General features: G+C 57.3%; 23 protein-coding genes and 1 tRNA gene. 3 read left to right on the top strand and 21 right to left on the bottom strand.

Going from position 1 to position 16,532, the window contains the following annotated elements:
- Window positions 1-50 precede the first annotated feature (50 nt).
- The 20 genes from RSF91_RS02420 to RSF91_RS02325 form a co-directional block, all read right to left on the bottom strand.
- The gene (locus RSF91_RS02420; RefSeq protein WP_332566908.1) at window positions 51-1,304 is read right to left on the bottom strand and encodes an Hsp70 family protein; all 1,254 of its coding nucleotides are present in this window, start codon (window positions 1,302-1,304) and stop codon (window positions 51-53) included.
- 189 nt (window positions 1,305-1,493) lie between these two features.
- Window positions 1,494-1,570: transfer RNA gene (locus RSF91_RS02415), tRNA-Met, on the bottom strand.
- Window positions 1,571-1,611: 41 nt separating this feature from the next.
- A complete protein-coding gene (gene rplQ / locus RSF91_RS02410) occupies window positions 1,612-1,995 on the bottom strand; it encodes a 50S ribosomal protein L17 (protein ID WP_099735465.1) in 384 nt (127 codons plus the stop codon).
- Window positions 1,996-2,127: 132 nt separating this feature from the next.
- Window positions 2,128-3,126, bottom strand: a complete 999-nt coding sequence (locus RSF91_RS02405; protein ID WP_003050542.1) for a DNA-directed RNA polymerase subunit alpha — start codon at window positions 3,124-3,126, stop codon at window positions 2,128-2,130.
- A gap of 112 nt (window positions 3,127-3,238) precedes the next feature.
- Entirely contained in the window at window positions 3,239-3,862 is a 624-nt protein-coding gene (rpsD, locus tag RSF91_RS02400) for a 30S ribosomal protein S4 (protein WP_332566907.1), read from the bottom strand.
- A gap of 88 nt (window positions 3,863-3,950) precedes the next feature.
- Entirely contained in the window at window positions 3,951-4,355 is a 405-nt protein-coding gene (gene rpsK, locus RSF91_RS02395; RefSeq protein ID WP_120971756.1) for a 30S ribosomal protein S11, read from the bottom strand.
- Between the two features lie 17 nt (window positions 4,356-4,372).
- Window positions 4,373-4,738 carry a 30S ribosomal protein S13 gene (gene rpsM / locus RSF91_RS02390; RefSeq protein ID WP_099735463.1) on the bottom strand — a complete coding sequence of 122 codons (366 nt, stop codon included), beginning with the start codon at window positions 4,736-4,738 and terminating at the stop codon, window positions 4,373-4,375.
- A 21-nt stretch (window positions 4,739-4,759) separates the two neighbouring features.
- Window positions 4,760-4,873 (bottom strand): 50S ribosomal protein L36, encoded by a 114-nt coding sequence (gene rpmJ / locus RSF91_RS02385; protein WP_003050535.1) that lies wholly within the window; start codon window positions 4,871-4,873, stop codon window positions 4,760-4,762.
- Between the two features lie 117 nt (window positions 4,874-4,990).
- Window positions 4,991-6,304: a preprotein translocase subunit SecY gene (gene secY / locus RSF91_RS02380; RefSeq protein WP_099735462.1), complete on the bottom strand. Its 1,314-nt coding sequence runs from the start codon at window positions 6,302-6,304 to the stop codon at window positions 4,991-4,993.
- A gap of 24 nt (window positions 6,305-6,328) precedes the next feature.
- Entirely contained in the window at window positions 6,329-6,760 is a 432-nt protein-coding gene (gene rplO / locus RSF91_RS02375; RefSeq protein WP_332566906.1) for a 50S ribosomal protein L15, read from the bottom strand.
- An 11-nt stretch (window positions 6,761-6,771) separates the two neighbouring features.
- On the bottom strand, window positions 6,772-6,954 hold the full coding sequence (gene rpmD / locus RSF91_RS02370; RefSeq protein WP_218241411.1) for a 50S ribosomal protein L30: 183 nt from the start codon (window positions 6,952-6,954) through the stop codon (window positions 6,772-6,774).
- A 14-nt stretch (window positions 6,955-6,968) separates the two neighbouring features.
- Window positions 6,969-7,490, bottom strand: coding sequence for a 30S ribosomal protein S5 (gene rpsE, locus RSF91_RS02365; protein WP_099735460.1), 522 nt, complete (start codon window positions 7,488-7,490; stop codon window positions 6,969-6,971).
- Window positions 7,491-7,506: 16 nt separating this feature from the next.
- Window positions 7,507-7,872 (bottom strand): 50S ribosomal protein L18, encoded by a 366-nt coding sequence (gene rplR, locus RSF91_RS02360; RefSeq protein WP_099735459.1) that lies wholly within the window; start codon window positions 7,870-7,872, stop codon window positions 7,507-7,509.
- An 11-nt stretch (window positions 7,873-7,883) separates the two neighbouring features.
- The gene (gene rplF / locus RSF91_RS02355) at window positions 7,884-8,417 is read right to left on the bottom strand and encodes a 50S ribosomal protein L6 (RefSeq protein ID WP_332566905.1); all 534 of its coding nucleotides are present in this window, start codon (window positions 8,415-8,417) and stop codon (window positions 7,884-7,886) included.
- A gap of 24 nt (window positions 8,418-8,441) precedes the next feature.
- Window positions 8,442-8,837: a 30S ribosomal protein S8 gene (gene rpsH / locus RSF91_RS02350; protein ID WP_332566904.1), complete on the bottom strand. Its 396-nt coding sequence runs from the start codon at window positions 8,835-8,837 to the stop codon at window positions 8,442-8,444.
- A gap of 20 nt (window positions 8,838-8,857) precedes the next feature.
- Entirely contained in the window at window positions 8,858-9,163 is a 306-nt protein-coding gene (gene rpsN, locus RSF91_RS02345) for a 30S ribosomal protein S14 (RefSeq protein ID WP_332566903.1), read from the bottom strand.
- An 8-nt stretch (window positions 9,164-9,171) separates the two neighbouring features.
- The gene (gene rplE, locus RSF91_RS02340) at window positions 9,172-9,711 is read right to left on the bottom strand and encodes a 50S ribosomal protein L5 (protein ID WP_191722409.1); all 540 of its coding nucleotides are present in this window, start codon (window positions 9,709-9,711) and stop codon (window positions 9,172-9,174) included.
- A 10-nt stretch (window positions 9,712-9,721) separates the two neighbouring features.
- On the bottom strand, window positions 9,722-10,042 hold the full coding sequence (rplX, locus tag RSF91_RS02335) for a 50S ribosomal protein L24 (protein WP_332566902.1): 321 nt from the start codon (window positions 10,040-10,042) through the stop codon (window positions 9,722-9,724).
- A gap of 11 nt (window positions 10,043-10,053) precedes the next feature.
- Entirely contained in the window at window positions 10,054-10,422 is a 369-nt protein-coding gene (gene rplN / locus RSF91_RS02330) for a 50S ribosomal protein L14 (RefSeq protein WP_099735453.1), read from the bottom strand.
- Window positions 10,423-10,845: 423 nt separating this feature from the next.
- Window positions 10,846-12,441: a glycerol-3-phosphate dehydrogenase/oxidase gene (locus RSF91_RS02325; protein WP_332566901.1), complete on the bottom strand. Its 1,596-nt coding sequence runs from the start codon at window positions 12,439-12,441 to the stop codon at window positions 10,846-10,848.
- 525 nt (window positions 12,442-12,966) lie between these two features.
- Between RSF91_RS02325 and RSF91_RS02320 the strand changes: the two genes are divergently transcribed.
- From RSF91_RS02320 to glpK, 3 genes are read left to right on the top strand one after another with little or no spacing between them, the layout of a single operon-like run.
- Window positions 12,967-13,731 carry a DeoR/GlpR family DNA-binding transcription regulator gene (locus RSF91_RS02320; RefSeq protein ID WP_332566900.1) on the top strand — a complete coding sequence of 255 codons (765 nt, stop codon included), beginning with the start codon at window positions 12,967-12,969 and terminating at the stop codon, window positions 13,729-13,731.
- Window positions 13,728-14,225, top strand: coding sequence for a GNAT family N-acetyltransferase (locus RSF91_RS02315; protein WP_332566899.1), 498 nt, complete (start codon window positions 13,728-13,730; stop codon window positions 14,223-14,225). The genes RSF91_RS02320 and RSF91_RS02315 overlap by 4 nt, the downstream gene beginning before the upstream one ends.
- Window positions 14,222-15,718, top strand: a complete 1,497-nt coding sequence (gene glpK, locus RSF91_RS02310; protein ID WP_332566898.1) for a glycerol kinase GlpK — start codon at window positions 14,222-14,224, stop codon at window positions 15,716-15,718. The genes RSF91_RS02315 and glpK overlap by 4 nt, the downstream gene beginning before the upstream one ends.
- A gap of 115 nt (window positions 15,719-15,833) precedes the next feature.
- Here the strand turns inward: glpK and aqpZ are convergent, their stop codons facing one another.
- Entirely contained in the window at window positions 15,834-16,532 is a 699-nt protein-coding gene (aqpZ, locus tag RSF91_RS02305) for an aquaporin Z (protein ID WP_332566897.1), read from the bottom strand.

Raw genomic sequence — 16,532 nt, 5'->3', positions numbered from 1 at the left:
AAACGCCGATAGCGCTTGTGTATCAAACGCTATCAGCTCACTTTTTGATATCAGGCGTAGGCCAACCCTGTGGCGACGCCGCCAAACAAATCACCTTCAACCTGCGGAACATCGGGAAATGCCTCGCGCAGCGCATCGCGCAAAGTGCGCAAGGCCGAAGAACCGCCCGTCAGGTAGATGGCGTCAGGTTCCGCCACACCCGCTTGCTTCACGCAGTCCTGCGCACACTCCACCACTTGCTGCAGCAAGGCTTGCAGTTGCTCCTGCAGCACCTCGGGCGAGATTGCTGCAGGCAAGCCATCTTCCAGCCAACCCAGCGCAATCTCAGCCGCAGCATGGCTTTGTGAAGCGCCAATCTTGGCCTGCTCCACGGCATCGGCCAGACGATGGCCCTCACGCCAATCCAGTACCTTCATCAGGCGCTGGTGCATCTGCAAATCGCTGTAATCGGTCTTGAGATTGCGTGCCGAAGCAAGAGACTTTGCCGTGTAAAGCCACTGAATCAGGTGCCAGGTCGAGAGGTCAAAAAACACACCACTCGGCACTTCGCGCCCGCTGGGTCCAATGTGCTTGTAGCCCAGCAGCGGCATGACCTGCGCCACATTCAGGCGGTGGTCAAAATCGGTACCGCCAATGTGCACACCCGTCGTAGCCAGAATGTCCTGATTGCGATCCTCATGCTTGGCCTGCTGCGGGCCAAGGCGCACCACGGTGAAGTCCGAGGTGCCGCCGCCGATATCGACCACCAGCACCAGTTGTTCTTCGCTCAAGCGCTGCTCATAGTCCAGCGCTGCCGCAATCGGCTCCAGCTGAAAGCTCACTTCCCCCAGGCCTGCTGTGCGCGCAGCGGCAGCCAATGCATCTTGCGCCTGACGGTCACGCTCTGGATGGGCATCGACAAAATGCACTGGGCGGCCCAGCACCACACGCTCTGGCAGCGCGCCATTCAAGGCCACGCGCGCCTGATCGGCCACACGCTTGAGGAAGATGGCAATCACATCCTGATAACTCATCAGCTGCTCATGTACTGCCGTCTTCTCCAGCAGCAGGCTGCTGCCCAGCAGGCTTTTGAGCGAACGCATCAAACGGCCTTCTTCGCCCGCCAGATATTGCTGCATGGCATCGCGGCCAAAGTGCGTGCTGCGCTCTTCGATGTTGAAGAACAAAGCCGTTGGCATGCCGGTAGCAGCCGACTCCAGAGGAAGCAGGCGGGCTGTCTCGCCCATCACACGGTAGGCCGCAGCCGAGTTCGAGGTGCCAAAGTCGATACCCAGCGTGCCGGGAACAGTCAATGCATTTGCCATGGGAGTACAAAAATTGAAGCAGCAACCGCTTGCTATTACTTAACCTTGAATCACTTTGATCTTCAAAGTCATCAGCATCAAGCGCTGGTTGCTCATATTTTTACCAGCACCTTGCTCGGAAAGGCTGGCAATTAAAAATGAAAAGCCAAAAACAAAAACGCCCGCTGATGTCAGCGGGCGTTTTTAATTTGGTTGCGCGAGAAGGATTTGAACCTCCGACCTTTGGGTTATGAGCCCAACGAGCTACCAGACTGCTCCATCGCGCGGTATTTCCAAATTATAGCAGACTTTTCAGCCTGCCATTTGCTTATTCAGCAGCTGCGACGGCTTCTTCAGCGCGCTCAACCAGCTCAACATAGGCCATAGGAGCGTTGTCGCCCACGCGGAAGCCCATCTTCAGGATACGTGTGTAGCCACCGGGACGCGTTGCGTTGCGGGGACCCAGCACGTTGAACAGCTTGGTCACGCTGTCGCGGTCGCGCAGACGGTCAAAAGCCAGACGGCGGTTAGCCACGGTGTCAACCTTGGCCAGAGTGATCATGGGCTCGATCACGCGACGCAGTTCCTTGGCCTTGGGGACCGTGGTCTTGATTGCTTCGTGCTCGATCAGCGAGTTCATCATGTTCTGCAGCATCGCCTTGCGGTGAGCAGAAGTGCGGTTCAGTTTGCGGAGTCCGTTGCCGTGACGCATGGTGCTTTTCCTTTTACTCCGTTTTTATCCGGAGATCATTTCTAAATTAAATCAGGCAGCCGTATCAGGTACTGCCCGATGCACTTGGGCTTTTGCCGAAATCAATTCCAGCAAATCCCATGATTGTAGCAATTAACGCTTTTCCAAGCCAGCTGGTGGCCAGTTTTCAAGCTTCATGCCCAGAGTCAGACCACGGGAAGCCAGGACTTCCTTGATCTCGTTGAGCGACTTACGACCCAGGTTAGGAGTCTTCAGCAGCTCGTTTTCGGTACGCTGAATCAGGTCGCCGATGTAGTAGATGTTCTCTGCCTTCAGGCAGTTAGCAGAACGAACGGTGAGTTCGAGCTCATCCACAGGACGCAGCAGGATTGGATCGAAGGACGTAGCAGCGCCACGACCACCGGCAGGAGCGTCAAACACGCTGGCGATATCGCCACCGTCCAGCTGTGCGAACACAGCCAGTTGTTCCACCAAGATCTTGGCGGATGCGCGCACTGCATCTTCAGCGGTGATAGCACCGTTGGTTTCGATTTCCAGAACCAGCTTGTCCAGATCGGTACGCTGTTCCACACGTGCGGATTCGACAGCGTAGCTCACGCGCTTGACGGGCGAGAACGAAGCGTCGAGCACGATACGGCCGATCGACTTAGTCGATTCGTCACCGTAGCGGCGCACGTTGCCGGGCACATAGCCACGGCCCTTTTCAACCTTGATCTGCATGTCCAGCTTACCGCCTTGCGACAGGTGAGCGATCACGTGATCAGGGTTGACGATTTCTACGTCGTGGGGTGTCTGGATGTCACGTGCAGTAACAACACCTTCACCATCCTTGCGCAGGCTCAAGGTGACTTCGTCACGGTTGTGCAGCTTGAACACCACACCCTTGAGATTCAGCAGGATGTTGGTCACATCTTCCTGGACGCCATCGATAGAGGAGTACTCATGCAGCACTCCAGCAATCGTCACTTCAGTCGCTGCGTAACCCACCATGGAGGAGAGCAGAACACGGCGCAGGGCGTTGCCCAGCGTATGACCGTAGCCACGCTCAAACGGCTCCAGAACCACCTTGGCACGGTTGTGGCCAAGTTGTTCGACATTAATTGTCTTGGGCTTCAGCAAATTCGTTTGCATGCAGACTTCCTCTCAATACCCTCGGCTCGTTACACCGGTAAGGCTGGTGAAGCACCCACGGCGCGATGCCTCGCGCCGTGGGAACGTTTAACAGAAATGTCGCTGCTAAGAATTAACGCGAGTACAACTCAACGATCAGAGATTCGTTGATGTCAGCTGCGAATTCATCGCGGTCAGGAGACTTCTTGAAAGTACCTTCTGCCTTGTCAGCAGACACTTCAACCCATGCGGGGAAGCCCACTTGAGCAGCCAGTTGCAGAGCTTCGACAACGCGAGCTTGCTTCTTGGACTGTTCACGCAGAGCAACCACGTCGCCTTCCTTCACGGAGAAAGAAGGAATGTTCACGGACTGGCCGTTCACGGTGATAGCCTTGTGCGAAACCAGCTGACGTGCTTCAGCGCGAGTGGAGCCGAAGCCCATGCGGTACACGACGTTGTCCAGACGGCATTCCAGCAGCGACAGCAGGTTGGCACCAGTGTTGCCACGCTTGCGGTCAGCAGCTTCGAAGTAACGGCGGAATTGCTTTTCCAGCACGCCGTACATGCGCTTGACCTTCTGCTTTTCACGCAGTTGCAGACCGTAGTCGGAAGTGCGTTGACCGGAAGTGCGGCCATGCTGACCAGGCTTAGTGTCAAACTTAGCCTTGTCAGCGATGGAGCGACGTGCGCTCTTCAGGAACAGATCCGTGCCTTCGCGGCGGGAGAGTTTAGCCTTAGGGCCAATATAGCGTGCCACTTGATTTCCTTTGTGTCATCTACCGTGCGCAAACACGGGAGCCGCCCGCGATGCTAAAGCATCTGGGCGGCGGTGGGCTTGATAAGTATTAGATACGACGACGCTTTTGAGGGCGGCAGCCGTTGTGGGGAACCGGTGTCACGTCCGCAATGGAAGTGATACGGATGCCCAGAGCACCCAGGGCGCGAACCGAAGATTCACGGCCAGGACCGGGACCCTTGATTTCGACGTCCAGGTTCTTGATGCCCTGTTCGATAGCAGCACGACCAGCCACTTCCGAAGCGACCTGAGCTGCAAAAGGAGTCGACTTGCGCGAACCCTTGAAACCCTGGCCACCCGACGAAGCCCACGACAGAGCGTTGCCTTGACGGTCGGTGATAGTGATGATCGTGTTGTTGAACGAAGCGTGCACGTGTGCAATGCCGTCAGAAATATTCTTACGGACTTTTTTGCGAACGCGAGCAGCTGCGTTATTTGCGGGAGACTTAGCCATAATGATCTTTCAATCTCTTATTTCTTCAGAGCCGCTGCACCCTTGCGCGGACCCTTACGAGTGCGAGCATTCGTACGGGTACGTTGACCGCGCATAGGCAGTCCGCGACGATGACGGAAACCGCGGTAGCAGCCGATGTCCATCAATCGCTTGATGTTCATCGTGGTTTCGCGACGCAGGTCGCCTTCCAGAGTCATGGGGTTCAGCAGATCACGGATCTTTTCCAGATCAGCGTCCGTCAGATCCTTGATCTTCTTGGAATATTCAATACCGCATGCTTCGCAAATTTTACGAGCTGTTGTGCGACCGATGCCGAAGATGGCGGTCAGGCCGATTTCAGCATGCTTGTGCGGCGGGATGTTAATGCCAGCAATACGTGCCATATTAGTCCTCTATGCTTTCAATCAACCTTGGCGCTGCTTATGGCGCTGGTCAGTGCAGATCACGCGCACGACACCTTTGCGGCGGATGATCTTGCAGTTGCGGCAGATTTTCTTGACCGAAGCCGAAACTCTCATTTTATTCTCCTAAAACTATCCATCCACTATCGGCCTATCGACCGGGGACAATGCCCGCGATAGCTCGATGGGCGTCTACTAACTTTTGGCAGGCTGCCCCTTGGGGCAGCCCTATCATCAAATACCAGCCTTAAAGTTCGCCTTTTTAAGAAGCGACTCGTATTGCTGCGACATCACGTAGTTCTGCACTTGCGCCATGAAATCCATCGTCACGACCACAATGATCAGCAGCGATGTACCACCAAAGTAGAACGGAACGTTGTACTTCAGGATCATGAATTCGGGCAACAAGCACACGAAGGTAATGTAGATCGCGCCAGCCAGGGTCAGGCGAACCAGAATCTTGTCAATGTAGCGGGCTGTCTGTTCGCCAGGACGAATCCCGGGGATGAAAGCGCCACTCTTCTTCAGGTTGTCGGCAGTTTCCCGGCTGTTGAAAACCAGGGCCGTATAGAAGAAGCAGAAGAAAATGATCGCGGCAGCATAAAGGATGACATAGATTGGCTGACCGGGGGTCAACGTGCTCGAAATATCCTTCAGCCAGCGCATGGATTCCCCTGCACTGAACCAATTCACCACCGTTGCAGGCAGCAAGATGATCGACGAAGCGAAGATGGGAGGAATCACACCTGCCATGTTCAACTTCAGTGGCAAGTGCGAAGACTGACCACCGTACACCTTGTTGCCGACTTGTCGGCGTGCGTAATTCACCAAGATCTTGCGTTGACCTCGTTCGACATACACGACGAAGTACGTCACGGCTGCCACAACGAGGACAATGAAGATAGCCGCCAGAATGCTCATGGCACCGGTGCGCACCAGTTCCAGCAGACCGCCAATGGAGCTTGGCAGACCTGCAGCGATACCGCCGAAGATCAGTATCGAGATACCGTTGCCCAGACCACGTTCCGTGATCTGTTCACCGAGCCACATCAGAAACAAGGTACCAGCCGTGAGACTGACTACCGCAGTCATGCGGAAGCCAAAACCAGGGTTCAGAACCAAGCCTGCAGAGCTTTCCAGAGCAACAGCAATTCCCAAGGACTGAAACAGCGCCAGGCCCAATGTGCCGTAGCGGGTGTACTGGGTAATCTTGCGACGACCCGCTTCACCTTCCTTTTTCATCTGCTCGAATGTAGGGACCACATAGGTCATGAGCTGCATGATGATCGATGCCGAGATGTACGGCATGATCCCCAGTGCAAACACTGTGAAGCGCGAAAGCGCTCCACCCGAGAACATATTGAACAGATTGAGAATGCCGCCCTGCTGGCCAGAGAACAGCTGCTGCAGCTGCGCTGGATCGATGCCCGGAACGGGGATATGAGCCCCGATTCGGTATACGACCAGCGCAAGCAACAGAAAAACCAGACGACGACGTAGGTCGCCGAATTTTCCAGTCTTTGCAATTTGAGCTGCGCTAGTAGCCACGGATGTCTTCTTTCAGAACTTTAATCAGGCGATGCTGCCACCGGCAGCTTCGATGGCGACTTTGGCGCCGGCAGTAGCGCCGATGCCGTTGAGCTTGACAGCCTTAGTCAGTTCACCACGCTTGATGATCTTGACGACCTTAGCGATAGAACCAACCAGACCGGCTTGCTTCAGAGCAGCCAGATCGACTTCAGCCAGACCGAGCTTATCCAGCTCAGCCAGGCTCACTTCTGCATTGAACTTCAGCAGATGCGACTTGAAGCCACGCTTGGGCAGGCGACGCTGCAGAGGCATTTGACCGCCTTCGAAGCCTACCTTGTGGTAGCCACCCGAACGCGACTTTTGACCCTTGTGGCCACGACCGGCAGTCTTACCCAGACCAGAACCGATACCGCGACCCACGCGACGCTTCGCATGCTTGGAGCCATCTGCAGGCTTGATGCTATTGAGTTCCATCATCAATCCTTTCAGAGAACTTTCACCAAGTAGGCGATCTTGTTAATCATGCCGCGCACTTCAGGAGTGTCCTGCAGTTCGCTGATGCTGTTCAGCTTACGCAGACCCAGGCCACGCACAGTCGCACGGTGCGACTCTTTGGTGCCAATGGGGCTACGAACCAGCTGAACCTTGACAGTTTGTTGTGTTGTCATGTGCTGGTCTCCGATCAGGCGGTGAAGATGTCTTCAACCGACTTGCCGCGCTTTGCTGCCACGTTCGCAGGGGTCGTGGAGTTCTTCAAAGCGTCGAAAGTTGCGCGAACCATGTTGTAGGGGTTCGACGAACCGTGGCTCTTGGCCACGATGTCGGTGATACCCACCACTTCAAAAACAGCGCGCATTGGGCCGCCAGCGATAATGCCGGTACCCTTAGGAGCTGGGTGCAGTTCAACCTTGGCTGCGCCGTGATGGCCCTTCACCGAGTGGTGAATGGTGCCGCTCTTCAGTGCAACCTTCATCAGGTTGCGACGGCATTCTTCCATCGCTTTTTGCACGGCAGCAGGCACTTCCTTGGACTTGCCCTTACCCATGCCAACGCGGCCATCACCGTCGCCAACCACGGTCAGTGCAGCGAAGCCGAGAATACGACCACCCTTCACAACCTTGGTGACGCGGTTAACCGCGATCATTTTTTCGCGCAGACCGTCGTCATTGCCTTGGTCTTGCACTTTGGGGGAAAACTTTGCCATTTTCAATCCGCTCCGCTTAGAACTGCAGGCCCGCTTCGCGAGCGGCCTCTGCCAAAGCCTTCACGCGGCCGTGGTATGCAAAACCGGCGCGGTCGAAAGCGACTTTCTCAACGCCAGCAGCCTTTGCCTTTTCAGCAATACGCTTGCCGATCAGTGTGGCTGCAGCCACGTTGCCACCCTTGCCAGCGGCGCCGATTTGGGCGCGCACTTCGGCTTCTGCAGTGGAGGCCGAAGCCAGCACCTTGGTGCCGTCTTCCGAAACCACGGAAGCGTAGATGTGGAGGTTCGTGCGATTCACGCTCAAACGCGCAACGCCTTGCTGTGCAATGCGGATACGTGTTTGACGCGAGCGACGCAGACGCTGCTCTTTCTTGGTCAACATAATGCAGCTCCTTACTTCTTCTTGGTCTCTTTGATCACGACCTTCTCATTCGCATAGCGAATGCCCTTGCCCTTGTAAGGCTCGGGAGGACGAACGGCGCGGATCTCAGCAGCCAGCTGACCGACCACTTGGCGGTCAGCACCCTTGATCACGATTTCAGTCGGAGTGGGGGTAGCAATAGTGATGCCGGCAGGCATCTCGAAGTTGACGGGGTGCGAGAAGCCCACTGCCAGGTTCAGCTTGGAACCGGATGCAGCAGCCTTGTAGCCCACGCCAATCAGCGTCAGCTTCTTCTCGAAGCCTTCAGTCACGCCCTTGACCATGTTGTTGACCAACTGGCGGAATGTACCGGCCAGAGCGTCAGCTTCACGGGAATCGTTCGAGGGAGCGAAAGACAGCTTGCCGTCGTTGTTGCCGATGTTCACCAAGGCGTTCAGAGCCAGCGACAGATCGCCGCCCTTGCCCTTGACCTTGATGGAGTCAGCGTTGATAGACACATCCACGCCAGCGGGGATGGTCACAATAGCTTTTGCTACGCGAGACATTTCAGTATTTCTCCTTAATGTCCGTTAGGCCACATAGCACAGCACTTCGCCGCCGACACCGGCTGCACGTGCTTTGCGATCGGTCATCACGCCTTGGGGCGTAGTGACGATGGCTACACCCAGGCCGTTTTGGACCTGAGGGATTGCGTGACGACCCTTGTAAACGCGCAGGCCAGGACGGCTCACACGTTCAATACGTTCGATCACAGGCTGACCGGCGTAGTATTTCAGGGTAATTTCGAGTTCGGACTTGCCACCTTCGGACTTCACTTCGAAGCCGTCGATATAGCCTTCTTCCTTCAGCACCTGTGCAATAGCAACCTTCACTTTGGAGGAAGGAGCCGACACGGTGGTCTTGGAGACCATTTGTGCGTTGCGGATGCGTGTCAGCAAGTCAGCGATGGGATCACTCATGCTCATGTTTAATCTCTCCTGCTTGCTTACCAGCTGGCCTTGGTGATACCGGGGATATCACCAGCAAAGGCCAATTCACGCACCTTGGCGCGGCCCAGACCGAATTGACGGAATGTGCCACGTGGACGGCCAGTGATCTCGCAACGGTTACGCTGACGAGTGGGGTTCGAGTTACGGGGCAGCTTCTGCAGACCCAGGCGAGCGGCATCGCGCTCTTCGTCGGAACGCTTTGCGTCGCCGGCGATTGCCTTCAGTTCTGCATACTTGGCAGCAAACTTGGCTGCCAGCTTTTCGCGCTTGATTTCGCGCTGAATCATTGCTACTTTAGCCATGCGCCACCTCAGTTCTTGAAGGGGAATTTGAACGCTGCGAGCAGTGCCTTGCACTCTTCGTCGTTCTTGGCCGTTGTCGTGATGCTGATGTTCAGACCACGCAGAGCATCCACTTTGTCGTATTCGATTTCAGGGAAGATGATCTGTTCTTTGACGCCAACGTTGTAGTTGCCGCGACCATCGAACGAACGGCCAGAAATACCACGGAAGTCACGCACGCGGGGCAGAGCCACGGTCACGAAACGGTCCAGGAATTCGTACATCTGAACGCCACGCAGGGTCACCATGCAGCCAATTGCTTGGCCTTCACGGATCTTGAAACCAGCGATAGCCTTCTTGGCCTTGGTCACCACAGGCTTCTGACCAGCAATTTTGGTCAGGTCAGCCACGGCGTTGTCCATCACCTTCTTGTCGGCCACGGCTTCGCTCACACCCATGTTCAGGGTGATCTTGCTCAGACGGGGCACTTCCATAGCGGAGGTGTAGCCGAACTTTTCTTTCAGTTCAGCCGCGATCTTTTCGCGATAGAGTTTTTGCAGTCGTGCCATGTGTTACTCCTCAAGCGGCCTTGATTTCGGCGCCGCTGGACTTGAACACGCGAACACGTGCGCCGTCGGCGTTGACCTTGATGCCCACGCGATCAGCCTTGCCAGTCGCTGCATTGAAGATAGCCACGTTGGACTGGTGAATAGGCATAGCCTTTTCAACGATACCGCCGGTGGTGCCCTTCATGGGGTTTGGCTTGGTGTGCTTCTTGACCAGGTTGATACCGTCCACGATAACGTGGGAGTCATCCTTGCGCAGAGAAACAACGCCACGCTTGCCCTTGTCACGGCCGGTCAGCACGATAACTTCGTCGCCCTTGCGAATCTTGTTCATGGTGCTTTCCTTTAGAGAACTTCAGGGGCCAGCGACACGATCTTCATGAACTTTTCGGTACGCAGTTCACGAGTCACGGGGCCAAAGATGCGGGTGCCGATAGGCTCCAGCTTCGCGTTCAGAAGAACGGCGGCATTGCCGTCGAACTTCACGAGCGAACCGTCTGCACGACGGATGCCCTTTGCGGTGCGTACCACCACAGCACTGTAGATCTCGCCTTTTTTGACGCGACCACGAGGAGCTGCTTCCTTGATGCTCACCTTGATGATGTCGCCAACACTAGCGTAGCGGCGATGAGAACCACCCAGCACCTTAATGCACTGGACAGACTTCGCGCCGGTGTTGTCGGCAACCTCTAACCGAGATTCTGTTTGGATCATTTCAATATTCCCAACTTGCTCCAGCAAACCAGACAGCCCCAGAGTCTTCTCAAGGGCTGATCAAGCAGCCAGTCAGTCTTGGGCCCGTCGTCCACACCACGAACCATTTCGTAGTGCTTCCACTGGGCAGAACACTTCACGTTTTTACATGTGAAGCAGAAGATTGTCGCAGTAATTCCTTTGTACGTCAAGCGCTTAGCCTGCAATACCCGCAACAACCACATCGACAATTGATGCAGGCAGCCGCCTCTGCATCAATCATCATCAAAACCATAGCAGGCAGCGCCTGCAATGATTTGATTTCATGAAAGAAAACGCTTGAAATCTTTAGAAATCAAGCGCTTTCAGCTCATATTTTTCAAGGCTCTGTGGACGGAGCCGCTGTTGCAGCTCAGCCACACACCCTTATCGGCAAAAGACCGCTCAGGCCTGTGCTGGCAAATATTGCTTGGCCAGCACCATGAAATCGTTCAGGTTCGCATCACGCCCCAGCTCTTCGACCAAAATGGCGGCAACGCGCGGAGCGATCTCGGCAGCCTTGCGTGCATCGAGGAACAGCAGGCGGCTGCGGCGTGCCAGCATGTCTTCAACCGTGCGCGCATATTCAAAGCGAGCCGCAAAGCGCACCATGGCTTCGGACAAACCATCCATCAGCCAGTTCTGCGCACCGGGCAGCGAAGCAACCGCTTCTGCATCCGTGCCGTAGGAGTGCAGGCCTTGCGCCTGGTTCATGCTGTGCTTCACCGCCGCCTCCGCTGGCGCACCAACCAAGGGCAGATTCACCGTCACTCCAGCAGGTCGACTGGGCAGGCGACCAATCTGGAAACATTCGGCCAGCACATCTTCGGACATGGCTCGGTAAGTTGTCCACTTACCGCCCGTGACCGTGACCAGACCGGTCTTGCTCGACATGACGGTGTGCTCGCGGCTGATCTTCTTGGTGTTTTCGCCGTCATCGTCCTGAGGCTTGACCAGGGGACGCAAGCCCACCCACATGCTGCGCACATCGGCCAGCGTGGGCTGACGGTTCAGATACTTACCGGCTTCGCTCAGGATGAAGTCCAGCTCTTCAGGGAAGGGCAAGGGCTCACGAGCCAGATCGTGACGCGGGGTGTCTGTTGTCCCCAGAATAACTTTACCCAGCCATGGCACGGCGAACAGCACGCGACCATCGGCGGTCTTGGGCACCAGCAGTGCATGGTCGGTAGGCAAAAACTCACGATCAACCACCACGTGAACACCCTGGCTAGGCGCAACCATAGGTTTGACGGGCTTGCCCTGCGCCTCGGCGTCTTGCTGGCGGAACAAGTCTACCCAAGGGCCTGTGGCATTGACCACGCACTTGGCGCGCACGGTGTAACTCTGACCAGACTCGGTATCGCGACAGACCAGACCGGCAATTTGCTTGTCTTCGTAGATCAGCTTTTCAGCAGCACAGTAATTGACGAGCAAAGCGCCCTTGGCCGCAGCGGTGCGGGCCAGCGCCAGCGCCAGCCGGGCATCGTCAAACTGACCATCCCAGTACTTGACGCCGCCCTTGAGTCTTTTCTGCTGCACCGTTGGCAGGTACTTTACCGTCTTGGCAGCCGAGAGGAATTCCGTGGAACCCAGACCGGCCTTGCCAGCCAGCGCGTCATACATCTTGAGGCCGATGCCGTAGAACGGCGTATCCAGCAGCTTGTAGGAAGGCATGACAAAGGCCAGCGGCTGGGCCAGATGCGGCGCGTTGTGCAGCAGCGTGGTGCGCTCATGCAGCGCCTCGCGCACCAGCGAGATATTGCCCTGCGCCAGATATCGCACACCGCCGTGCACCAGCTTGGTGGCACGCGACGAGGTGCCTTTGGCAAAGTCCATGGACTCCAGCAGCACCACCTTGAAGCCGCGCGCCGCCGCATCCACCGCCACGCCCAGCCCGGTGGCTCCGCCCCCTACGATCGCCAGGTCATAGGTTTCAGACTGCGCCAGACGCTCCAGCAATTGCGCGCGCGTTGTGGCCAAGGGTTGAGTGGACTGATTCATGGAAAGATTTTTGCAGTGACATGCCGAGTCGCACCCACATCACCCCAAGCGATGTGTTGCGCAAAGCAAAGAACAAATTTCAGATCATGTATTTTCGCTCTTTTTCGTTTCTATGGTACTTAGCCCTAGAAATAATGATTCGTTTTAGCGCGATTTAAGACAATCGCCATGTAACGACAGGCTTGAGTGGACACACCCACTGTTACCCCAAGGCAACCCAAAAGCAAGCAGAATCCGCCGCATGTCCTTGAACGCAATAAAGCTAGGCATTCAAAAAATGCTTATGTAGCGGGATCAGCCACGACCAAGACATGCTTGGCACCCGGTCCGTCCAACGTTCCAAACCCGTCACAACAGCTCAACGCGCATTCATTTTTGATTCTTACCGCGCAAATCCATAGAAAATCTCCCTATTAGTGGTTCGTTTGGATTCGCCCACAATCCGGGCTCAGCGCACAGCTAGCATCATTGATGCCAGCCAAGGCCGGCAATGCGCCAAGTCACATATATAACTAGTCAGAAGCCATGAACAGCAACCCCCGTCAGTTACAGCTTGTCGAAGAAGTCCGCGCCCGTCAGTCCACCTCGGTGGAGCATCTGGCCGAAACCCTTGGCGTCACGCTGCAAACCGTGCGCCGCGACATTCAAAAGCTGGCCGATGCAGGCTTGCTGGTGCGCTTTCACGGCGGCGTGCGCGTGCCCAGCGCCACGGTGGAGAACCTGGCCCACACCCAGCGCCAGGTACTGCATGCCGAGGGCAAGATGCGTATTGCACGTGCCGTTGCCGATTCCATCCCTAATGGCTGCTCGCTGATTCTGAATATCGGCACCACAACGGAAGCCGTGGCTCAGGCTCTGCTGCACCACAAAGGCCTGCGCGTCATTACCAACAACCTGAACGTGGCAGCCATCCTCAGCAGCAATGCGGATTGCGAAGTCATCGTAGCGGGCGGCGTGGTGCGCACCCGCGACCGCGGCATTGTGGGCGAGGCTGCGGTGGACTTCATGCGCCAGTTCAAGGTCGACATTGCCGTGATCGGCATCTCGGCTATCGAATCCGACGGCAGCCTGCGCGACTTTGACTTGCGTGAGGTGAAAGTGGCCCAGACCATCATCGGCCAGTCGCGTGAAGTGTGGCTAGCCGCCGATCACAGCAAGTTCAGCCGCCAGGCCATGGTGGAACTGGCCCGCCTGAACCAGATTGACCGCCTGTTTACCGATGTACCGCCTTCCGCCCCCTTCGACGCCCTGCTGCGCGATGCCGAGGTGCAGTGCACGATTGCGCAATGAACGAACCCAGCTATGTCATTCGCCCCGCCCTGCCCTCTGACGCAGCGGGCATTGCCGAGCTGCTGCACGGCATCGGCTGGTTCAAGGCCTATGAGAACCAGACTCCAGCCCAGAACCAGCAGGCCTTACAGACTTTGCTGGACCACGCACACGCCGAACCAGAACGCAGCCTGCTGCTGATCGCCGAAGACGCGCAGCAGCATATTCACGGCTACTGCGCCGTGCACTGGCTGCCCATTGCCGTCTTGCAGGGCTGGGAAGCCTATGTGAGCGAGCTCTTTATTGCCGAGGCCGCACGCAGCGCTGGTCTGGGCCAGCAATTGCTCGATGCCGCCACGCAGGCAGCGCGCGACAAGGGCTGCGTGCGCATCTGGCTGGTCAACAACCGCGAACGCTCATCCTATGTGCGCGGCTTCTACCCTCAACAGGGCTGGAGCGAGCAAGCCGAAATGGCGCGCTTTGTTCTCCCCCTCAGAACGACAGATCCATCATGACCACTTATCTGCTCGCCCTGGATCAGGGCACATCCAGCTCCCGCTCCATCGTGTTTGACACACAGGGCCGCATCGTCGCATCGGCCCAGCAAGAGCTGACGCAGATCTACCCCCAGCCGGGCTGGGTGGAGCACGACCCGCGCGAGATATGGCGCACCCAGCTGACCACCGCCAAAGAGGCGCTGACCAAGGCAGGCCTCAAGGCCAGCGACATTCGCTCAGTCGGCATTACCAACCAGCGCGAGACCACCATCGTCTGGAACCGCAAAACCGGCGCGCCCATTCACCATGCCATCGTCTGGCAGGACCGCCGTGCCGAGCCCACCTGCGTACAACTGCGCGAGGCAGGCCATGGCGACAGCATTCTGCAAAAGACCGGCCTGCGCATTGATGCTTACTTCTCAGGCACCAAGCTCAAGTGGCTGCTGGACAATGTGCCCGGCGCACGCGCCGCCGCACAAGCAAGCGAGCTGGCCTTTGGCACGGTGGATTGCTGGCTGATCTGGCAGTTGACCGGTGGCAAGCGCCATGTGACGGATGTGAGCAACGCCAGCCGTACCATGCTGTTTAACGTGCATAGCAACCAGTGGGATGCCGACCTGCTGACCCTGCTGGACATTCCCGCCAGCCTCATGCCCGAGGTTCTGCCCTCAGCCGCCGACTTTGGCCAGACCGCTGACGACGTGCTGGGCGGCCACATCAACATTGGCGGCGTGGCGGGCGACCAGCAAAGCGCCCTTTTCGGCCAAGCCTGTTTTGACGCAGGCATGGCCAAAAATACCTATGGCACGGGCTGCTTCACGCTCATGCACACGGGCAACCACTTTCAGACATCGGCCAACGGCCTGCTGACCACCAGCGCCGCCCAGACCAGCGCTGCGCCCCAGTTTGCGCTGGAGGGCAGCGTATTCGTCGGCGGCGCCGTAGTGCAGTGGCTGCGCGATGGCCTGCAGGCCATTGAACACAGCGGCCAGGTGCAGCAATTGGCCGAAAGCGTGCCCGACAGCGGCGGCGTGATGATGGTGCCCGCCTTCACCGGCCTGGGCGCGCCGTACTGGAAACCCGACGCCCGTGGCACCATCACCGGCCTGACACGTGGCACTACCATTGCCCACATCGCCCGCGCCGCGCTCGAATCCATCGCCTACCAAAGCGCTGCCCTGCTGCAAGCCATGAGCCGCGATGCCGTCAGCAACGGCGGCAGCCCTGTCAGCGAGCTGCGAGTGGATGGCGGCGCCAGCGTGAACAATCTACTCATGCAGTTTCAGGCTGACCTGCTGGGCATTCCCGTAGTGCGCCCTGCCTGCGTGGAGACCACCGCTTTGGGCGCGGCGTATCTGGCGGGCCTGTCCAGTGGCGTTTATCAAAGCACCCAAGAGCTGTCCGCCATGTGGAAGGCTGATCGCCGCTTCATGCCAACACTGAGCAAGGACCGCGCCGACAAGCTGATGCAGCGCTGGGAGCAAGCCGTGCGCCAGACCACAGCGCTGTAAAACTATCAATTCAGGAGCTACTAGCGCTTATTTATAGAGCGCTGCAGGCCTGAAAGAGCATGAAAAAAGGGATGCCGAGGCATCCCTTTTTCATTCAGCGCGTGGTGACGGCTGATTATTCTTCGTCGCCCAGCAGCGCCTTGTGAATCACTGCTCCGATGATGGCTCCCACGATGGGAGCCAGCCAGAACAGCCACAGCTGCTCCATAGCAATGGCCGGGCCAAACAGTGCGGGGCCCGTGCTACGAGCAGGGTTCACCGAGGTGTTGGTCACAGGAATCGAGATCAGGTGAATCAGCGTCAGGCACAGGCCGATGCTCATGCCCGCAAAGCCTACAGCAGCCTTCTTGGAGGTGGAGCCCAGAATCACCAGCAGGAAGACGGCGGTCAGCACTACTTCAGTCACCAGCGCAGCACCCATGCTGAACTTACCAGGGGAATGCTCGCCAAAGCCGTTGGTAGCCAGATCAGTCACATTGGCACCGGCCTTGCCACTGGCAATGAAATACAGCGTAGCCGCCGCCACGATCGCGCCCAGCACCTGGGCAATGATGTAACCCGGCAGCTCAGACGCCTTGAAACGACCGGCTACCGCCAAGCCCACCGATACAGCAGGGTTGAAATGACCGCCAGACACAGGGCCAAACGCATAAGCACCCGTCAGCACCGTCAGGCCGAAAGCGAAGGACACGCCCAGCAGACCGATGCCTATTTCGGGGAAGCCCGCTGCCAGTACCGCGCTGCCGCAGCCACCAAAGGTGAGCCAGAACGTCCCCAGAAACTCCGCCGACCATTTTTTGACATTGGATGCCAT

The organism is Comamonas sp. (genome assembly GCF_036643215.1).
Taxonomy (GTDB): Bacteria; Pseudomonadota; Gammaproteobacteria; order Burkholderiales; family Burkholderiaceae_C; genus Comamonas.
The sequence above is the reverse complement of the archived record's forward strand: the minus strand, read 5'-3'. Positions and strand labels throughout refer to the sequence as shown.